This window comes from Pseudomonas sp. LAIL14HWK12:I7 (assembly GCF_000483465.1).
Classification (GTDB): domain Bacteria; phylum Pseudomonadota; class Gammaproteobacteria; order Pseudomonadales; family Pseudomonadaceae; genus Aquipseudomonas; species Aquipseudomonas kermanshahensis.
Genome location: NZ_KI519605.1, coordinates 111,325 through 127,037, shown reverse-complemented (window position 1 = coordinate 127,037; position 15,713 = coordinate 111,325). Strand labels below are relative to the sequence as shown.

Annotated in this window: 12 protein-coding genes; 10 read left to right on the top strand and 2 right to left on the bottom strand. The window is 63.1% G+C overall.

Going from position 1 to position 15,713, the window contains the following annotated elements; genetic code table 11:
- Window positions 1-76: 76 nt before the first annotated feature.
- The 7 genes from D886_RS0119955 (at window position 77) to D886_RS0119925 (ending at window position 8,903) form a co-directional block, all read left to right on the top strand.
- A complete protein-coding gene (locus D886_RS0119955; RefSeq protein WP_027595577.1) occupies window positions 77-1,669 on the top strand; it encodes an ABC transporter substrate-binding protein in 1,593 nt (530 codons plus the stop codon).
- A gap of 188 nt (window positions 1,670-1,857) precedes the next feature.
- The gene (locus D886_RS0119950; RefSeq protein ID WP_027595576.1) at window positions 1,858-3,237 is read left to right on the top strand and encodes an OprD family porin; all 1,380 of its coding nucleotides are present in this window, start codon (window positions 1,858-1,860) and stop codon (window positions 3,235-3,237) included.
- Between the two features lie 84 nt (window positions 3,238-3,321).
- Window positions 3,322-4,917, top strand: coding sequence for an ABC transporter substrate-binding protein (locus tag D886_RS0119945; RefSeq protein ID WP_033694295.1), 1,596 nt, complete (start codon window positions 3,322-3,324; stop codon window positions 4,915-4,917).
- Window positions 4,918-5,008: 91 nt separating this feature from the next.
- Window positions 5,009-6,019 carry an ABC transporter permease subunit gene (locus D886_RS0119940; RefSeq protein ID WP_016485006.1) on the top strand — a complete coding sequence of 337 codons (1,011 nt, stop codon included), beginning with the start codon at window positions 5,009-5,011 and terminating at the stop codon, window positions 6,017-6,019.
- Window positions 6,020-6,029: 10 nt separating this feature from the next.
- Window positions 6,030-6,956, top strand: coding sequence for an ABC transporter permease subunit (locus tag D886_RS0119935; RefSeq protein WP_027595574.1), 927 nt, complete (start codon window positions 6,030-6,032; stop codon window positions 6,954-6,956).
- Between the two features lie 10 nt (window positions 6,957-6,966).
- Entirely contained in the window at window positions 6,967-7,935 is a 969-nt protein-coding gene (locus D886_RS0119930; RefSeq protein WP_027595573.1) for an ABC transporter ATP-binding protein, read from the top strand.
- Entirely contained in the window at window positions 7,935-8,903 is a 969-nt protein-coding gene (locus D886_RS0119925) for a peptide ABC transporter ATP-binding protein (RefSeq protein WP_027595572.1), read from the top strand. The genes D886_RS0119930 and D886_RS0119925 overlap by 1 nt, the downstream gene beginning before the upstream one ends.
- 210 nt (window positions 8,904-9,113) lie before the next feature.
- On the opposite strand, the gene D886_RS0119920 is transcribed toward D886_RS0119925, so the two are convergent.
- Window positions 9,114-10,004, bottom strand: coding sequence for a hypothetical protein (locus tag D886_RS0119920; RefSeq protein ID WP_027595571.1), 891 nt, complete (start codon window positions 10,002-10,004; stop codon window positions 9,114-9,116).
- 232 nt (window positions 10,005-10,236) lie between these two features.
- Here D886_RS0119920 and D886_RS0119915 point away from each other — a divergent pair, with 232 nt between their 5' ends.
- Window positions 10,237-11,046, top strand: a complete 810-nt coding sequence (locus D886_RS0119915; protein ID WP_027595570.1) for a nuclear transport factor 2 family protein — start codon at window positions 10,237-10,239, stop codon at window positions 11,044-11,046.
- Window positions 11,047-11,110: 64 nt separating this feature from the next.
- A complete protein-coding gene (locus tag D886_RS0119910) occupies window positions 11,111-12,517 on the top strand; it encodes an FAD-binding oxidoreductase (protein WP_027595569.1) in 1,407 nt (468 codons plus the stop codon).
- Window positions 12,518-12,861: 344 nt separating this feature from the next.
- On the opposite strand, the gene D886_RS0119905 is transcribed toward D886_RS0119910, so the two are convergent.
- Window positions 12,862-14,445: a peptide chain release factor 3 gene (locus D886_RS0119905; protein ID WP_027595568.1), complete on the bottom strand. Its 1,584-nt coding sequence runs from the start codon at window positions 14,443-14,445 to the stop codon at window positions 12,862-12,864.
- A 546-nt stretch (window positions 14,446-14,991) separates the two neighbouring features.
- On the opposite strand from D886_RS0119905, the gene D886_RS0119900 reads away from it, so the two are divergent.
- Window positions 14,992-15,705 carry an ABC transporter permease gene (locus D886_RS0119900; RefSeq protein ID WP_027595567.1) on the top strand — a complete coding sequence of 238 codons (714 nt, stop codon included), beginning with the start codon at window positions 14,992-14,994 and terminating at the stop codon, window positions 15,703-15,705.
- Window positions 15,706-15,713 lie beyond the last annotated feature (8 nt).

Sequence of the window (15,713 nt, the reverse complement as noted above, 5' to 3'; positions counted from 1 at the left end):
TACCCGCAGCGGGATAGGCAACCTGTTGCCGCCATTCGTACCCCGAGGCGGCGAAACAGACGAACAAGGACTTGCCATGCGCCATGCCACCGCCCTTTCGACCCTGCTCGCGCTGGGCCTGATGAGCCAATCCCCGGCCCTGCTCGCGAAAAACCTGGTGTTCTGTTCCGAAGGCAGCCCGGCGGGTTTCGACACCGCCCAGTACACCAGCGCCACCGACAACGACGCCGCCGAGCCGATCTACAACCGCCTGGTCGAATTCGAACGCGGCGGCACTGCCGTGCACCCGGCCCTGGCAACCAAATGGGACATCTCCGAGGATGGCCTGCGCTACACCTTCCACCTGCGCGAGGGCGTGAAGTTCCACGCCAACAAGGCGTTCACCCCAGGCCGCGACTTCAATGCCGACGACGTGCTGTTCACCTTCAACCGCATGCTCGACAAGGGCCACCCGTTCCGGCTGGCCTACCCCACCGAGTTCCCCTACTTCGTCAGCATGGGCCTGGACAAGAACATCGCCCGCATCGAGAAGGCCGGCCCGCTGACCGTGGTGTTCACCCTGAACAAGGTCGACGCCGCGTTCATCCAGAACCTTGCCATGAGCTTCGCGTCCATCCTGTCTGCCGAATACGCCGAGCAGTTGATGACCCGCGGGCGCCCTAGCGACATCAACCAGCAGCCCATCGGCACCGGGCCGTTCGTGTTCCAGCGCTACCAGAAGGATTCGCAGATCCGCTTCAAGGGCAACAAGGACTATTGGGCTCCGGATGAGGTGAAGATCGACAACCTGGTGTTCTCGATCAACACCGACCCTTCGGTGCGCATCCAGAAGCTGCGCCGCAACGAATGCCAGGTCACCTTGCACCCTCGGCCGGCCGACCTGCCAGCGCTCAAGGCCGACAAGACGCTCGAGGTGCTGCAACGGCCCGGCTTCAACCTCGGCTACATCGCCTACAACACCCAGCACCCGCCCTTCGACCGCCTGGAAGTGCGCCAGGCCATGGACATGGCGGTCAACAAGCAGGCGATCCTGCAGGCGGTGTATCAGGACTCCGGGCAACGGGCGGTGAACGCCATGCCGCCCACCCAATGGTCCTACGACGACAGTCTCAAGGACGCCCCCTTCGACCCAGCAAAAGCCAAGCAACTGCTCAAGCAGGCCGGGGTCAAGGACGGCACCGAAGTCACCCTATGGGCCATGCCGGTGCAGCGCCCGTACAACCCCAACGCCAAGCTGATGGCCGAGATGCTCCAGGCCGACTGGAACAAGCTGGGCTTCAAGGTGCGCATCGTCAGCTACGAATGGGGCGAGTACCTCAAGCGCATGAAAAGCGGCGAGCACGACATCGCCCTGATCGGCTGGACCGGCGACAACGGCGACCCCGACAACTGGCTCGGCACCCTCTACAACTGCGATGCCATCGGCAGCAACAACTACTCCCTGTGGTGCGACCCGCAGTACGACAGCCTGGTCAAGCAGGCCAAGCAGGTGACCGACCGCGAACAGCGCACCGCCCTCTACCGCCAGGCCCAGCAGCGGCTCAAGCAACAGGTGCCGATTACCCCGGTGGCGCATTCCACGGTGAACCAGCCGATCAGTGTCAAGGTTTCCGACTTCAAGGTCAGCCCCTTTGGCCGCAATGATTTTTCCGGTGTGAGTGTTGATTGATTTTTCAACCTGCACCGGCCTCTTCGCGGGTAAACCCGCTCCCACAGGTTCCCCACGAAGCGGCCAGTGCAGGCAACACCTCTCCCCCTGATTAGCCCGGCAACCCCAGGCAAACCTGGCAACACCGCAGCAAAAAATCCGGCTCACAAGGCCGGTAATAACTAGAAAAAGGAAAGGGAGCTTTCACCTTGAGAATATTCACCTCAACCGCACTGGCCTTAACCATCGGCAGCTTTTGCTCCGTGGTCGAAGCCGACCCTCAGAGCCAGGACTACGTCCCGCTCACCCTCAAGACAGGCAGTGAGCAAGACCAGGCGACCGGCTTCGTCGACGGCCAGAGCCTGTCTGGCTCTACCCGCAACTGGTACGCCCGCGAGCGCGCCACCCGCGGCCCGTTGTGGAAGTACTACAAAAGCGACGGCACCCGCCACGACACCCACAGCCGCGAGAACTGGCTGCAAGGCACCCTCCTCAACTACAGCTCGGGCTTTACCCAAGGCACCGTGGGCTTTGCCGTCGAGGCGGCCGGCTACAACGCCGTTGCCCTGCTACAGGACCGCGAGGCCATCGCCGGCCCCAACAACCGGACGCTGACCCACAGCGACGGCGACCCCATTGGCCAGTGGAGCAAACTGGGCCTGGGCAACATCAAAGCCCGTGTGTCCAACACCACACTCACCGTCGGCCGCCAGTCAGTGGACACGCCGATGATCGCTTACATCGGCAACCGCGCCCTGCCTTCGAGCTTCCAAGGTGCCTTTCTGCACAGTGCCGAATTCGACAACCTCTCGTTCGACCTGGGCACCTTCGACCGCGTCTCGCCGCGCACCGAGCAAAGCCTCAGCAAATTCCGCAGCGAGTATGGCGCCGCTGGCATCGAGACCGACCGCGCCAGCACCACCGGGGTCAACTACCAGCCGTTCAAGAGCCTGACCACCAGCCTGTACGCCACCAAGGTCGACGACTTCTGGAACCAGTACTACTTCGGCGCTAACCACGTGCTGGGTGACAGCGCCGTACTCAGCCTGAGCACCGGTCTGAACTACTACAAGACCGTGGACGAAGGCAGCAAGAAGATGGGTGAGATCGACAACGACACCTACAGCCTGTCGCTTGGCCTGACCCACCAGGCCCATACCCTTTCGGCCGCCTGGCAGCAGGTCAACGGCAACGAGTACTTCGACTACCTGCACGAAACCAACGGCATCTACCTGGCCAACTCGCTGCTCTCGGACTTCAACGGCCCCAACGAGAAATCCCTGCAGATTTCCTATGTGCTGAACATGGCGCCCTACGGCGTGCCGGGCCTGAAGTTCAACCTGTACAACGCCCGCGGCTGGGGCATCGACGGCACGCACTACCGCGGCACCGCCTATGACGTGAAGGGGATGGACGGCGAGACCCACTACGAGTGGGGCATCGGCACCAGCTACGCGGTGCAGAGCGGCCCGCTGAAAGACACCAGCATCCGCGCCACCTACACCGCACACCGCGCCAGCAAGGCCCAGGCCGATGGCAGCCTGGACGAGTTCCGCGTGGTGACCACCATTCCGTTCAACATCCTCTGACCCATGACGCCACGGCCTGCTTCGCCCACTGAAAAAAACAGGCCGTGGCGGCTACGCTGGAATCAAAGCTTGCAGGGAGTATTCATGAAATCGCTACCGCTCCGCGCTGCCCTGGCAGCGCTCATCCTGGGCAGCGCCGCGCCGCTTGCGGCCAAGCCGCTGGTGGTGTGTACCGAAGCCAGCCCCGAGGGCTTCGATGTCGTCCAGTACACCACGGCCGTGACGTTCGATGCCTCGTCCGAAACCCTGTTCAACCGCCTGGTCGATTTCACCCCCGGGACGACCGACATCCAGCCGGCACTGGCGGAACGCTGGGACATCTCCGCTGATGGCCTGACGTACACCTTCCACCTGCGCCAGGGGGTTAAGTTCCACACCACCGACTACTTCACGCCCACCCGCGACTTCAATGCCGACGACGTGCTGTGGAGCCTGCGCCGCCAGCTCGACCCACAACACCCCTGGCACGACAAGACCAGCGTCGGCTACCCGTATTTCGAAAGCATGGCCTTTGGCAAATTGCTCAAGTCGGTAGACAAGACTGACGATCACACCGTGGTGATCACCCTCACCCGCCCGGAAGCACCGTTTCTGCGTGACATGGCCATGGGTTTCACCTCGATCTACTCCGCCGAATACGGCGACCAGTTGCTGAAGGCAGGTAAGACAGGCGACCTCAACAGCAAGCCGATCGGCACCGGCCCGTTCATCTTCCAGCGCTACAGCAAGGACGCACAGGTCCGCTACAAGGCCAACCCAGACTACTTCCGTGGCAAGCCACCGGCCGATGCCCTGATCTTTGCCATCGCCAGCGACAGCAACGTCCGCCTGCAGAAGCTGCGCGCCAACGAATGCCAGGTGGCGCTGTACCCCAAGCCCGAGGACGTGCCGTCGATCAAGGCAGACCCTAAGCTCAAGATCGCCAACACCGAAGCACTGGTTACCGGCTACATCGCCATGAACACCGAGCACAAATACCTCAGTGATGTGCGGGTGCGCAAAGCCATCGACATGGCCTTCGACCGCCAGTCCCACGTCGATCAGCTATTCGGCAAAGGCAACGCCCTGGTCGCTATCAACCCCTACCCGCCGTCAATGATCGGCTTCAACCGCGACAACAAAAACCCACCCCGCGACCTCGACAAGGCACGTGCGCTGCTCAAGGAGGCCGGTGTGCCGGAGGGTACGGTCATCACCCTGTTCACCCGCAACGGCGGCGGCCCGACCAACCCCAACCCGCGGCTGTCGGCCGAGATGTTGCAATCAGACCTGGCCAAGGTTGGCATCAAGCTCGACATCCGCGTCATGGAGTGGGCCGAGATGCTGCGCCGGGCCAAAAAAGGCGAAGCCGACCTGGTGTCCACCGGCTGGGCCAGCGACAACGGCGACCCGGACAATTTCCTCACACCGCTGCTCAGCTGCGAGGCGGCGAAAAATGGCGAGAACTACGCGCGCTGGTGCAACTCGAAATTCCAGGCGTTGATCACCCAAGCCCGCGAGGTGATCGATAACGACGCGCGTGCAAGGCTCTATAGCGAGGCATTGAAGGTGTACGATGACGACCAGCCCTGGATCAGCATGGCCCACCCGAAGGTGTTTACCGCCATGCGTGACAACGTGGAGGGTTACGTGATCAACCCTCTGACCAACAACAACTTCGCCACCACCCGGGTGAAGTAGAAAAACAACGACCGCCGGCAGCCCACACGGGGACCGGCGGCACTGCCGTGGCGTGCTGACTGCCGCCTGGCCTGAAGAGGTAACCCCGACAATGTTGAGTTTTATTGCCCGGCGCCTGGGCCTGCTGATCCCGACCTTCTTCGGTATCACGTTGCTCACCTTCGCGCTCATACGCCTGATCCCCGGCGACCCGGTGGAAGTGATGATGGGCGAGCGCAGGGTCGACCCCGAAATGCACGCCCAGGCCATGGAGCGCCTGGGCCTGAACAAGCCACTGCCGGTCCAGTACCTGGACTATGTGGGCAAGCTCGCCCAGGGTGACTTGGGCGAATCGCTGCGTACCCGCGAGAGCGTGTGGACCGAATTCCTCACTCTGTTCCCCGCCACCTTGGAGCTGGCCTTCGCCGCCCTGCTGTTCGCCGGTATCGTCGGCCTGCTGGCCGGGGTGATCGCGGCACTGAAGCGGGGCTCGCTGTTCGATCATGGGGTGATGGGCATCTCGCTCGCTGGCTACTCCATGCCGATTTTCTGGTGGGGCCTGATCCTGATCATGTTCTTCTCGGTCAGCCTGGGCTGGACGCCGGTGTCCGGGCGCATCGACCTGCTCTACGACATCGAGCCGAAAACCGGTTTCATGCTGATCGACACCCTGCTCAGTGACGAAGAAGGCGCGTTCAAGGATGCGGTGATGCACCTGATCCTGCCGGCCATCGTACTGGGCACCATTCCGCTGGCGGTGATCGCCCGCATGACCCGCTCGTCCATGCTCGAAGTACTGCGTGAAGACTACATTCGCACCGCCCGCGCCAAGGGCCTGTCGCCCGCCCGCGTGGTGTTCGTGCACGGCCTGCGTAACGCGCTGATCCCGGTGCTCACGGTGTTCGGCCTGCAAGTCGGCACACTGCTGGCCGGCGCCGTGCTGACCGAAACCATCTTTTCCTGGCCGGGCATCGGCAAATGGCTGATCGAAGCCATCGGTGCCCGTGACTACCCCGTGGTCCAGAACGGCATCCTGTTGATCGCCTGCCTGGTGATTCTGGTCAACTTCGTCGTGGACATCCTCTACGGCCTGGCCAACCCACGCATCCGTCATCAGCGCTGAGGCCTTCGCCATGACTAGCCCGATTGCAAAATCCGTCGCACCGGCCAGCCCGGTGGACCAAAGCCTGCTCTACCCCTCGCCGTACAAGGAATTCTGGCACGCCTTCTCGCGCAACAAAGGCGCGGTGATGGGCCTGGCCTTCATGTGCCTGGTGGTGTTCTGCGCCCTGTTCGCCCCTTGGGTCGCCCCGCATGACCCGAGCGAGCAGTACCGCGACTTCCTGCTGACCCCGCCGGTGTGGCTCGAAGGCGGTACCTGGCAGTTCATCCTCGGCACCGACGAACTGGGCCGCGACCTGCTGTCGCGCTTGATCCAGGGCGCCCGGCTGTCATTGCTGATCGGCCTGTCGTCGGTGGTGATGTCGCTGATCCCAGGGATTCTGCTGGGCCTGCTGGCCGGCTTCTTCCCGCACTTCCTCGGCCCCTCGATCATGCGCCTGATGGACGTGATGCTGGCCCTGCCCTCGCTGCTGCTGGCCGTGGCCATCGTCGCCATCCTCGGCCCTGGCCTGATCAACACCGTGATCGCCATCGCCATTGTCTCGCTGCCTGCCTATGTGCGCCTGACCCGCGCCGCGGTAATGGGCGAACTCAACCGCGACTACGTCACCGCCGCCCGCCTGGCCGGTGCCAGCTTGCCGCGGCTGATGTTCGTCACCGTGCTGCCCAACTGCATGGCGCCGTTGATCGTGCAGGCTACCTTGAGTTTCTCCTCGGCGATCCTCGACGCCGCGGCCCTAGGCTTCCTCGGCCTGGGCGTGCAACCGCCCACCCCCGAGTGGGGCACCATGCTGGCTTCGGCCCGCGACTACATCGAGCGGGCCTGGTGGGTGGTGAGCCTGCCGGGGGTGACCATTCTGCTCAGCGTGCTGGCAATCAACCTGATGGGCGACGGACTGCGCGATGCGCTGGACCCGAAACTCAAGAACGCCGCCTGAGGAGAACGCCATGTCACTGTTGCAGATCAACAACCTCAATGTGCGCTTCGGCGACGCCCATGCAGTACCGGTGGTGGATGGCCTGGACCTGGCCGTGGATGCCGGTGAGATCCTGGCCATCGTCGGCGAGTCCGGCTCGGGCAAATCCGTCACCATGATGGCCCTGATGGGCCTGATCGACGCCCCCGGGCGCATCACCGCCGATACCATGACGTTCAACGGCACCGACATGCTCAAGCTCAGCGGCCGCCAGCGGCGCAAGGTGGTGGGCAAGGACATCGCCATGGTCTTCCAGGACCCGATGACCGCGCTCAACCCGAGCTTCACCGTGGGCTATCAGATCGAAGAAGTGCTGCGCCAGCACCTGGGCCTGAAGGGCAAGGCTGCGCGCCAGCGGGCCCTGGAACTGTTGAAAAAAGTCGAGATCCCGGCCGCGGAAAGCCGCCTGGACGCGTATCCGCACCAGCTGTCTGGCGGCATGAGCCAGCGCGTGGCGATCGCCATGGCGATTGCCGGCGAACCCAAGCTGCTGATCGCCGACGAACCTACCACCGCCCTCGATGTGACCATCCAGGCGCAGATCATGGAGCTGCTGGTCAACCTGCAGAAAGAGCGCAACATGGCGCTCATTCTCATTACCCATGACCTGGCCGTGGTGGCTGAAACCGCCCGGCGCGTGTGTGTGATGTACGCCGGGCAAGCGGTAGAAGTGGGCCAGGTGCCCGAGCTGTTCGACGTCCCCGCCCACCCCTACAGCGAAGCCCTGCTGGCGGCGATCCCCGAGCACAGCCTGGGCGCCGAGCGCCTGGCCACCCTGCCCGGCATCGTCCCTGGCCGTTACGACCGGCCGCAAGGTTGCCTGCTGTCGCCGCGCTGCCCGTACGTGCAGGACAACTGCCGGCAACAGCGTCCGCCCCTCGCCCCCCAGGCACACAGCCTGGTGCGTTGCTTCTACCCGCTGAACCAGGAGGTGGCGTGATGGCCGTCGTACTTACTGCCCGCGAGTTGACTCGCCACTACGAAGTGTCCCGCGGCCTGTTCAAGGGCCACGCCCTGGTGCGTGCGCTCAATGGCGTATCGTTCGAACTGGAGGCCGGCAAGACCCTGGCTGTGGTCGGTGAATCCGGCTGTGGCAAATCGACCCTGGCCCGCGCCCTGACCTTGATCGAAGAGCCCTCCTCCGGCTCGTTACAGATCGCCGGCACCGAGGTCACAGGCGCCAGCAAGGCCGAGCGCAAGCAATTGCGCCGCGATGTGCAGATGGTCTTCCAAAGCCCGTATGCCTCGCTGAATCCGCGCCAGAAGATCGGCGACCAATTGGCCGAGCCTTTGCTGATCAACACCTCGCTGAGCAAGGCCGAGCGGCGCGAGAAAGTGCAGAAGATGATGGAGCAGGTCGGCCTGCGACCCGAGCACTACCAGCGCTACCCGCACATGTTCTCGGGGGGGCAGCGCCAGCGTATCGCCCTGGCCCGGGCCATGATGCTGCAGCCCAAGGTGCTGGTGGCGGACGAGCCGACCTCTGCACTCGACGTGTCGATCCAGGCACAGGTGCTGAACCTGTTCATGGACCTGCAGAAGGAATTCAACACCGCTTACGTGTTCATCTCGCACAACCTGGCGGTGGTGCGGCATGTGGCGGATCAGGTGTTGGTGATGTACCTGGGGCGGCCGGCGGAGATGGGGCCGAAAGCGGATATCTACGAGAAGCCGCTGCACCCTTATACCCAGGCATTGCTGTCGGCAACACCGGCGATTCATCCAGACCCGTTGAAACCCAAGATTCGCATTGCGGGGGAATTACCCAACCCGTTGAACCCGCCGGATGGCTGCGCGTTTCACAAGCGTTGCCCGTATGCGACGGAGCGGTGTGGGAAGGAAGTGCCTGCGTTTCGGCAGGTTGGGACCCGGCAGGTCGCCTGTCATTATGCCGAGCAATTTCTCTAGTTCGGTGTGACATTCATCGCCGGCAAGCCGGCTCCCACAAGTACGGCGCAGGCTTCAAACCTGCGCCGTATCTGTGGGAGCCGGCTTGCCGGCGATGGGCCGCAAAGCGGCCCCACGTTCTCAATGCATGAATATCGCGATCAGGATGATCACCGGAATCGGTACCCCAAGCATCCACAGCAGTAATGAGCGCATGTTGTTTCTCCTTCCTTAACGTTGAATGCTTCGATGGGTCGTGTAGCCCACGCCTTCCCCTTCCAGCCACAGCACGCGATCACGCTGACGGCCACCGAACAACGCAGCCAGGCTGGCAAAGAACGCACCGCAGAGCAGCGCAACAAAGGTCCACAGCGCCGTCCAGGCCGCCACTTTGGCCGCCGTATCAGCCGCCTGTTTTGCCTGCACCTTGGCCTGCTGCACTTGGGCGTACACTTCATCTACCCGTGCTTCGGCTTCCGCCTGGCTCAAGCGGGTACGCTGGGCCACCAATTGCGCGAGATACGCGCGGTCACCTTCAGCCAGCGTGCCACCCTGCGCGATGGACTTGGCCAGGATGCGCGCCGCTACGCCGTTGGCAGCATCGTCGCTGACCGCTGCCGGGCCATCGCTACGGAACAGGCTGTCGACGAAGTAACCATTGGCATCAGGCTTGGGCGCCATGCTCGCAGCCGCCCCAACCGCCGTCGCCCCGGCCTGCACGCCCGCACCGGCCAAACCACCGACGGTGCCAACGATCAGCATGGCTGCAACCAGCGTGGCCACTGCCCAGGCGAGGAAGCCATGGGCCGTGTCGCGGAAATACACTTCATCGCCATGCAGATTGGCCCACTTCACCCGCAGCCGGCCGGCGATATAGCCGCCCAGGCCTGAAGCGAGAATCTGCGTCAACAACAACCAGATGATCGCCGACACGCCCAAGGTCTGGGCGCTGGCACCTTCATCTGCCCAGGGCGAAGTGGCGGCAAAGCCAAGCCCCGCACCGAGCACCACAAGGATCAAAGACAGCGCGGCAGCAGCAGCGGCACCCGCGAAGATGGCCGCCCAGGACACGCCTGAACGATTCTGGGAATCGACATACGGATATTCGGCAGAGGGGATCATGGTTTTTCGCCTTTATTGTGAGCATCGGGAGCAGTCGCGTGATGATCGGTGCAGAGGCCGTGCCACATGTGTCAAAAAATGACTTTCAAGCGAATCAACGGGTTAGCTCAAACACGTTTCCTGGAGTCGTGCAAAACACCCGGTTTGCTCGTACAGGCTCAGGGTTTATGCAATGTCTTCTGGCCGCGCCCACTGGCTTGCCTACCGCCCCTGCCCCCGGCACTATTTGCCAATGCGTTCTACCCCCCCTGCCGACGGCCCCGAACAGACGCCCATCACCGCCGAAACCGTGATGCGCTATCACCTGTGCTGGAAGCACCGCGACCTCGACGGCGTCATTGCGCTGTATCACCCAGACGTGCGGTACCACGACTTCTTCCAGAACCGCGTGCTCGGCTTCAACGACCTGCGCGACTACGTGCGCGCCAGCCTGCCACGTGAGGCGGGTGAAGATATCGTCCACAGCGACCGCATCCGCGTCGATGGCTGCACTGCCTTCATCCAGTACCAGGTCACCGTGCAGGGCGGCGAAGGCCTGGTCGCGTTCCAGTCCAGCGAGGCCATCACCGTGAAGGATGGCCTGATCTGGCGGGTCAACGAATACGCCACGCTGGTGCGACAGCAGGGCAAGGGGCTGACCAACGCCGGGCCGCGACCGGCCACCAGCCGCCTCGGCCTTTCGCCGCGCCAGCTGTCGACCATGGCCCAGGACCTGGAGCACTACTTTCAGCGTCAACGCCCCTACCTCGACCCGGAACTGGACCTGCAACAGGTCGCCGATGCCAGTGGCTACAGCCGCAACCAGATCTCCTACCTGCTCAACCAGGTGCTGGGCCAAAGCTTCTACCGCTACGTCAACCAGGCGCGCCTGCAGCACCTGATGGCCAGCCTGGACGACAATACTGCCCATGCTCCGATCGACGACCTGGCATTCAGCGCGGGCTTCAATTCGCTGTCGGCGTTCTACAAGTGCTTCCGGGAAAACACCGGACTCACGCCCAAGGCTTACCTCAAGCAAATTTCTCTGCGTGCACGCACGTAAGACAGCCGCTGGCTGACAGCACTAGGATCGCCCACAGACCTTGACCGATGTGGAGCCGAACCCGATGCAACCCCTGCGCACGCTCAGCCTGTGGATGGACCAGCTCGACGAGCCGCTGTGCGCGCGCCCGGCACTGCGCGATGACCTCGACGTTGACGTGTGCATCATCGGCGCCGGTTATACCGGCCTGTGGACCGCGTACTACCTCAAGCGCCAGGCGCCACAGCTGAACATCGCGGTGATCGAGGCCAACATCGCCGGCTTCGGCGCATCGGGGCGCAATGGCGGCTGGCTGATGGGCAACCTGCTCGGCGAGGACCGCCTGCTCGCCAGCCTGTCGCCGCAACAACGCCGCGCCAGCATCGACCTGCTGCACGGCATTCCAGATGAAGTGCACGCCGTGCTGCAACGCGAAGCCATCGACTGCGACTACCGCAAAGGTGGCGTGCTGTATTGCGCTGCCCGCTACCCCGAGCAGGAGCGCAGCCTGCGCGCCTACCTGGACGACCTCTATCGCCAGGGCATGACAGAAGATGACTACCGCTGGCTGCGCCCCGAGCAGCTGGACGCCCAGTTGCGGGTCAGTAACGCCTACGGTGCGATCTACAGCCCGCACACCGCAACGATCCAGCCGGCCAAGCTGGCGCGCAGCCTGGCCCGGGCGGTAGAAAACCTCGGCGTGCCGATTTACGAGAACACCCCTGCCATCGACTGGCAGCCGGGTGAAGTGCGTACCCCGCTGGCACGCATCCGCTGCCAGTGGACGGTGCCCGCTGTGGAAGGTTACGCCGCCAGCCTGCCACCGCTGGGCAAGCATCAACTGCCAGTGCAGAGCCTGCTGGTGGCCACCGAGCCACTGCCGGAGTCGACCTGGGAACAGATCGGCCTGAGCCAGGGCCAGGCGTTCAGCGAAAGCAGCCGCCAGGTCACCTATGGCCAGCGCACGGCCGACAATCGCCTGGTGTTCGGCGCCCGCGGCGGTTACCGCTTCGGTGGCCGGCTACGCGAAGACTTCACCCTGAGCGATGCCGAAGTTGACCTGCGCCGCTACCTATTCAGCGAGCTGTTCCCCCAGCTCAAGCATGTGCGCATCACCCATTCCTGGGGCGGCAACCTGGGCATGGCCCGGCGCTTCCGCCCGCACATGCTGTGCGACCGCCAACGCGGTCTTGCCCTGGCCGGTGGCTATGGCGGCGAAGGCGTCGGTGCCACCAACCTCGGCGGGCGCACCCTGGCTGCGCTGATCCTCAACCAGCACAACGCACTGACCGCACAACCCTGGGTGCTCGACAACCGTCCGCTGTCGAGCCTGGCCACCTGGCCGGCCGAGCCCTGCCGCTGGCTGGGCTACAACGCGATCATCCAAAGCTTCGTGCACGAGGACCGAACCCTCGCCAACCCCGCCAGCGCGCCTTGGAGGCGGCGCCTGGCCAGCTCGCTCGCAGACTTCATGGAAGGCTTCATGCAGTGATAAAGCTGCAGGTGCAATTAGCATGGCTTTTGTAGGAGCAGGGCTTTTTGTAGGAGCAGCCTTGTGCTGCGAAGAGGCCGGTGAAACCACCACCTAATGTGGGTGATATTGCCGGCCTCTTCGCAGCACAAGGCTGCTCCTACAGGGGGCTAGATCAGCCCTGGGGTCAGTGATGTTCGCAGATAGCGCAGACGTGGATCTGGGCAATCAGCATCAACAGGGCTTTTTGTAGGAGCAGCCTTGTGCTGCGAAGAGGCCGGTGAAACCACCACCTATGTGGGTGTTATTACCGGCCTCTTCGCCGCACAAGGCTGCTCCTACAGGGGGCTAGATCAGCCCTGGGGTCAGTGGTGTTCGCGGGTAGCACGGAACTTGACGTCCGGCCAGCGCTCTTCCATCAGCGACAGGTTGACCCGGGTCGGCGCCAGGTAGGTCAGGTGACCGCCACCGTCGATGGCCAGGTTCTCCATGGCCTTGGTCTGGAATTCCTCGAGCTTCTTCTTGTCGTCACAGCTGATCCAGCGCGCGGACCACACAGTGATCGGCTCGTAGGCGCACTCGACCTTGTACTCTTCCTTCAGGCGGCTGGCGACCACGTCGAACTGCAGAACACCGACCGCACCGAGGATGATGTCGTTGCTGCGCTCGGGGAAGAACACCTGGGTCGCGCCCTCTTCGGCCAATTGCTGCAGGCCCTGACGCAACTGCTTGGACTTGAGCGGGTCTTTCAGGCGCACACGGCGGAAAAGCTCTGGAGCGAAGTGCGGAATACCGGTGAAGCCCAGCGCCTCGCCTTCGGTGAAGGTGTCGCCGATCTGGATGGTGCCATGGTTGTGCAGGCCGATGATGTCGCCAGCAAAGGCTTCTTCCAACTGCTCGCGCTCGGAAGAGAAGAAGGTCAGCGCGTCACCGATGCGCAGGTCCTTGCCGGTACGCACGTGGCGCATTTTCATGCCCTTCTCGTACTTGCCCGAGCAGATGCGCATGAAAGCGATACGGTCGCGGTGTTTCGGGTCCATGTTCGCCTGGATCTTGAACACGAAGCCTGTGAACTTCTCTTCCACCGGCTCCACGGTACGCTCGTGGGCCACACGGGCCAGCGGGCGCGGCGCCCAGTCGACAACGGCGTCGAGCACATGGTCGACACCGAAGTTGCCCAGTGCGGTACCGAAGAACACCGGCGTCAACTGGCCGTTGATGAACTCGTCCTGATCGAATTCATGGCAAGCGCCCTGAACCAGCTCAAGCTGTTCGAGGAAGCGATCATACTCGTCACCCAGGTGCGCACGGGCTTCATCGGAATCGAGCTTCTCGATGATCTTGACCTCGGTACGCTCATGGCCGTGGCCCGGGGTGTAGACGATGATGTAGTCGCCGGCCAGGTGGTACACGCCCTTGAAATCGCGGTAGCAACCGATCGGCCAGGTGATCGGCGCGGCCTTGATCTTCAGAACGGCTTCGATCTCGTCGAGCAGTTCGATCGGGTCGCGGATGTCACGGTCGAGTTTGTTGATGAAGCTGACGATGGGCGTGTCGCGCAGGCGGCAGACATCCATCAGGGCGATGGTCCGCGGCTCTACACCTTTACCGCCGTCGAGCACCATCAGCGCCGAGTCCACTGCGGTCAGGGTGCGGTAGGTGTCTTCCGAGAAGTCTTCATGGCCGGGGGTGTCGAGCAGGTTGATCATGTGCTCGCGGTACGGGAACTGCATCACCGAGGTGGTGATGGAGATGCCGCGCTGCTTCTCCATTTCCATCCAGTCGGAGGTGGCGTGGCGGTCGGACTTGCGCGACTTCACGGTACCGGCGACGGCAATGGCCTTGCCCATCAGCAGGAGCTTCTCGGTGATGGTGGTCTTACCGGCGTCGGGGTGGGAAATAATGGCGAAAGTGCGGCGCTTCGCGACTTCGGCGGCCTGGTTGGTCATGGGAAATCGCCTGACTGGGGGATTCAAAAAGGGGCGATATCATACCTGAAGTTGGGCCTGGACCAAAACTGGAGGAATGAGTGGTGCCTGTGCCGGCCTATTCGCGGGTAAACCCGCTCCCACACGGACCGTACAAGGCTTAACCCTGTGGGAGCGGGTTTACCCGCGAAAGGGCCGGCACAGCCAATACAAATTCAGAAGGCAAACGCTTTATCACGACAAAAGGCCACAGGCCAGTTATTTCAACGCCTCCAGCGCGTTAAGTCGCTGTTTTTTCTCGCCATATTTCATATCCACCAGTGATTAACACTGGCCAAATGCCGCCTCAGATGGGAACCTTTACGCCCTCGGAGACGTCCACTCCCCTGCAACCCGCTTCGGTTGGGGACTGGTTTCATCAGCTTTTTCGGGCCCGACGGGGTTCGGCTCATGGCCTGATCGCAGCCTTCGGTTGCTTCACGCTGCTACTCGCGAACACACCACTCGCTGCCAGGTATGGCCGGCCAAAAAAAGAGTGTGCTCGCCGACAACACAAGGAGTCCGCCTGTGGCTACACGCTACGGAAAAGGGCTGTTGGGATGCGCCACCGTGCTCGTCATCCTGGCCCTGCTGATCCACTGGATCGGCATCGACACGATCGCGCGTTACCGCGACGATCTTGGGTTCTACCTGCAAGCGCACCTGATACTGGTGCTGGCTTCGATGGCGGCGGCGTTGGCCGTGGGCATCCCCGCTGGCATTGCGCTAAGTCGACCGCACCGGGTCGACAAAGCCGAGCGCTTCATGCAGTTCTTCAACGTTGGCAACACCATCCCCCCGCTGGCCGTTCTGGCCATCGCGCTCAGTATCCTGGGCATCGGCGCCGGGCCCGCGATCTTCGCGCTGTTCCTCGCCTCCCTCCTGCCCATCGTGCGCAACACTTACGAAGGCCTGAAAAACGTCCCCGCCTCGCTCAAGGAAGCCGCCACCGGCATCGGCATGACCCCGCGCCAGCAATTGTGGCAGGTGGAACTGCCCAATGCCGTGCCAATCATCGTCGGCGGTGTGCGTGTGGCCCTGGCGCTGAACGTGGGCACCGCACCCCTGGCCTTCCTGATTGGTGCCAACAGCCTGGGCAGCCTGATTTTCCCTGGCATTGCCCTGAACAACCAGCCGCAGCTGCTGCTGGGCGCCGCGTGTACGGCGCTGCTGGCATTGCTGCTCGACGCCCTGGTGAGCTTCTCCAGCAAGCGCTGGCTGGAACGTGGCCTGGCCCAATAAGACGAGGG

Coding starts and splice junctions, on each gene's coding strand:
- D886_RS0119955 (WP_027595577.1), top strand. CDS start 77: ATGCGCCATGCCACCGCCCTTTCGACCCTGCTCGCGCTGGGCCTGATG.
- D886_RS0119945 (WP_033694295.1), top strand. CDS start 3,322: ATGAAATCGCTACCGCTCCGCGCTGCCCTGGCAGCGCTCATCCTGGGC.
- D886_RS0119940 (WP_016485006.1), top strand. CDS start 5,009: ATGTTGAGTTTTATTGCCCGGCGCCTGGGCCTGCTGATCCCGACCTTC.
- D886_RS0119935 (WP_027595574.1), top strand. CDS start 6,030: ATGACTAGCCCGATTGCAAAATCCGTCGCACCGGCCAGCCCGGTGGAC.
- D886_RS0119930 (WP_027595573.1), top strand. CDS start 6,967: ATGTCACTGTTGCAGATCAACAACCTCAATGTGCGCTTCGGCGACGCC.
- D886_RS0119925 (WP_027595572.1), top strand. CDS start 7,935: ATGGCCGTCGTACTTACTGCCCGCGAGTTGACTCGCCACTACGAAGTG.
- D886_RS0119920 (WP_027595571.1), bottom strand. CDS start 10,004: ATGATCCCCTCTGCCGAATATCCGTATGTCGATTCCCAGAATCGTTCA.
- D886_RS0119915 (WP_027595570.1), top strand. CDS start 10,237: ATGCGTTCTACCCCCCCTGCCGACGGCCCCGAACAGACGCCCATCACC.
- D886_RS0119910 (WP_027595569.1), top strand. CDS start 11,111: ATGCAACCCCTGCGCACGCTCAGCCTGTGGATGGACCAGCTCGACGAG.
- D886_RS0119905 (WP_027595568.1), bottom strand. CDS start 14,445: ATGACCAACCAGGCCGCCGAAGTCGCGAAGCGCCGCACTTTCGCCATT.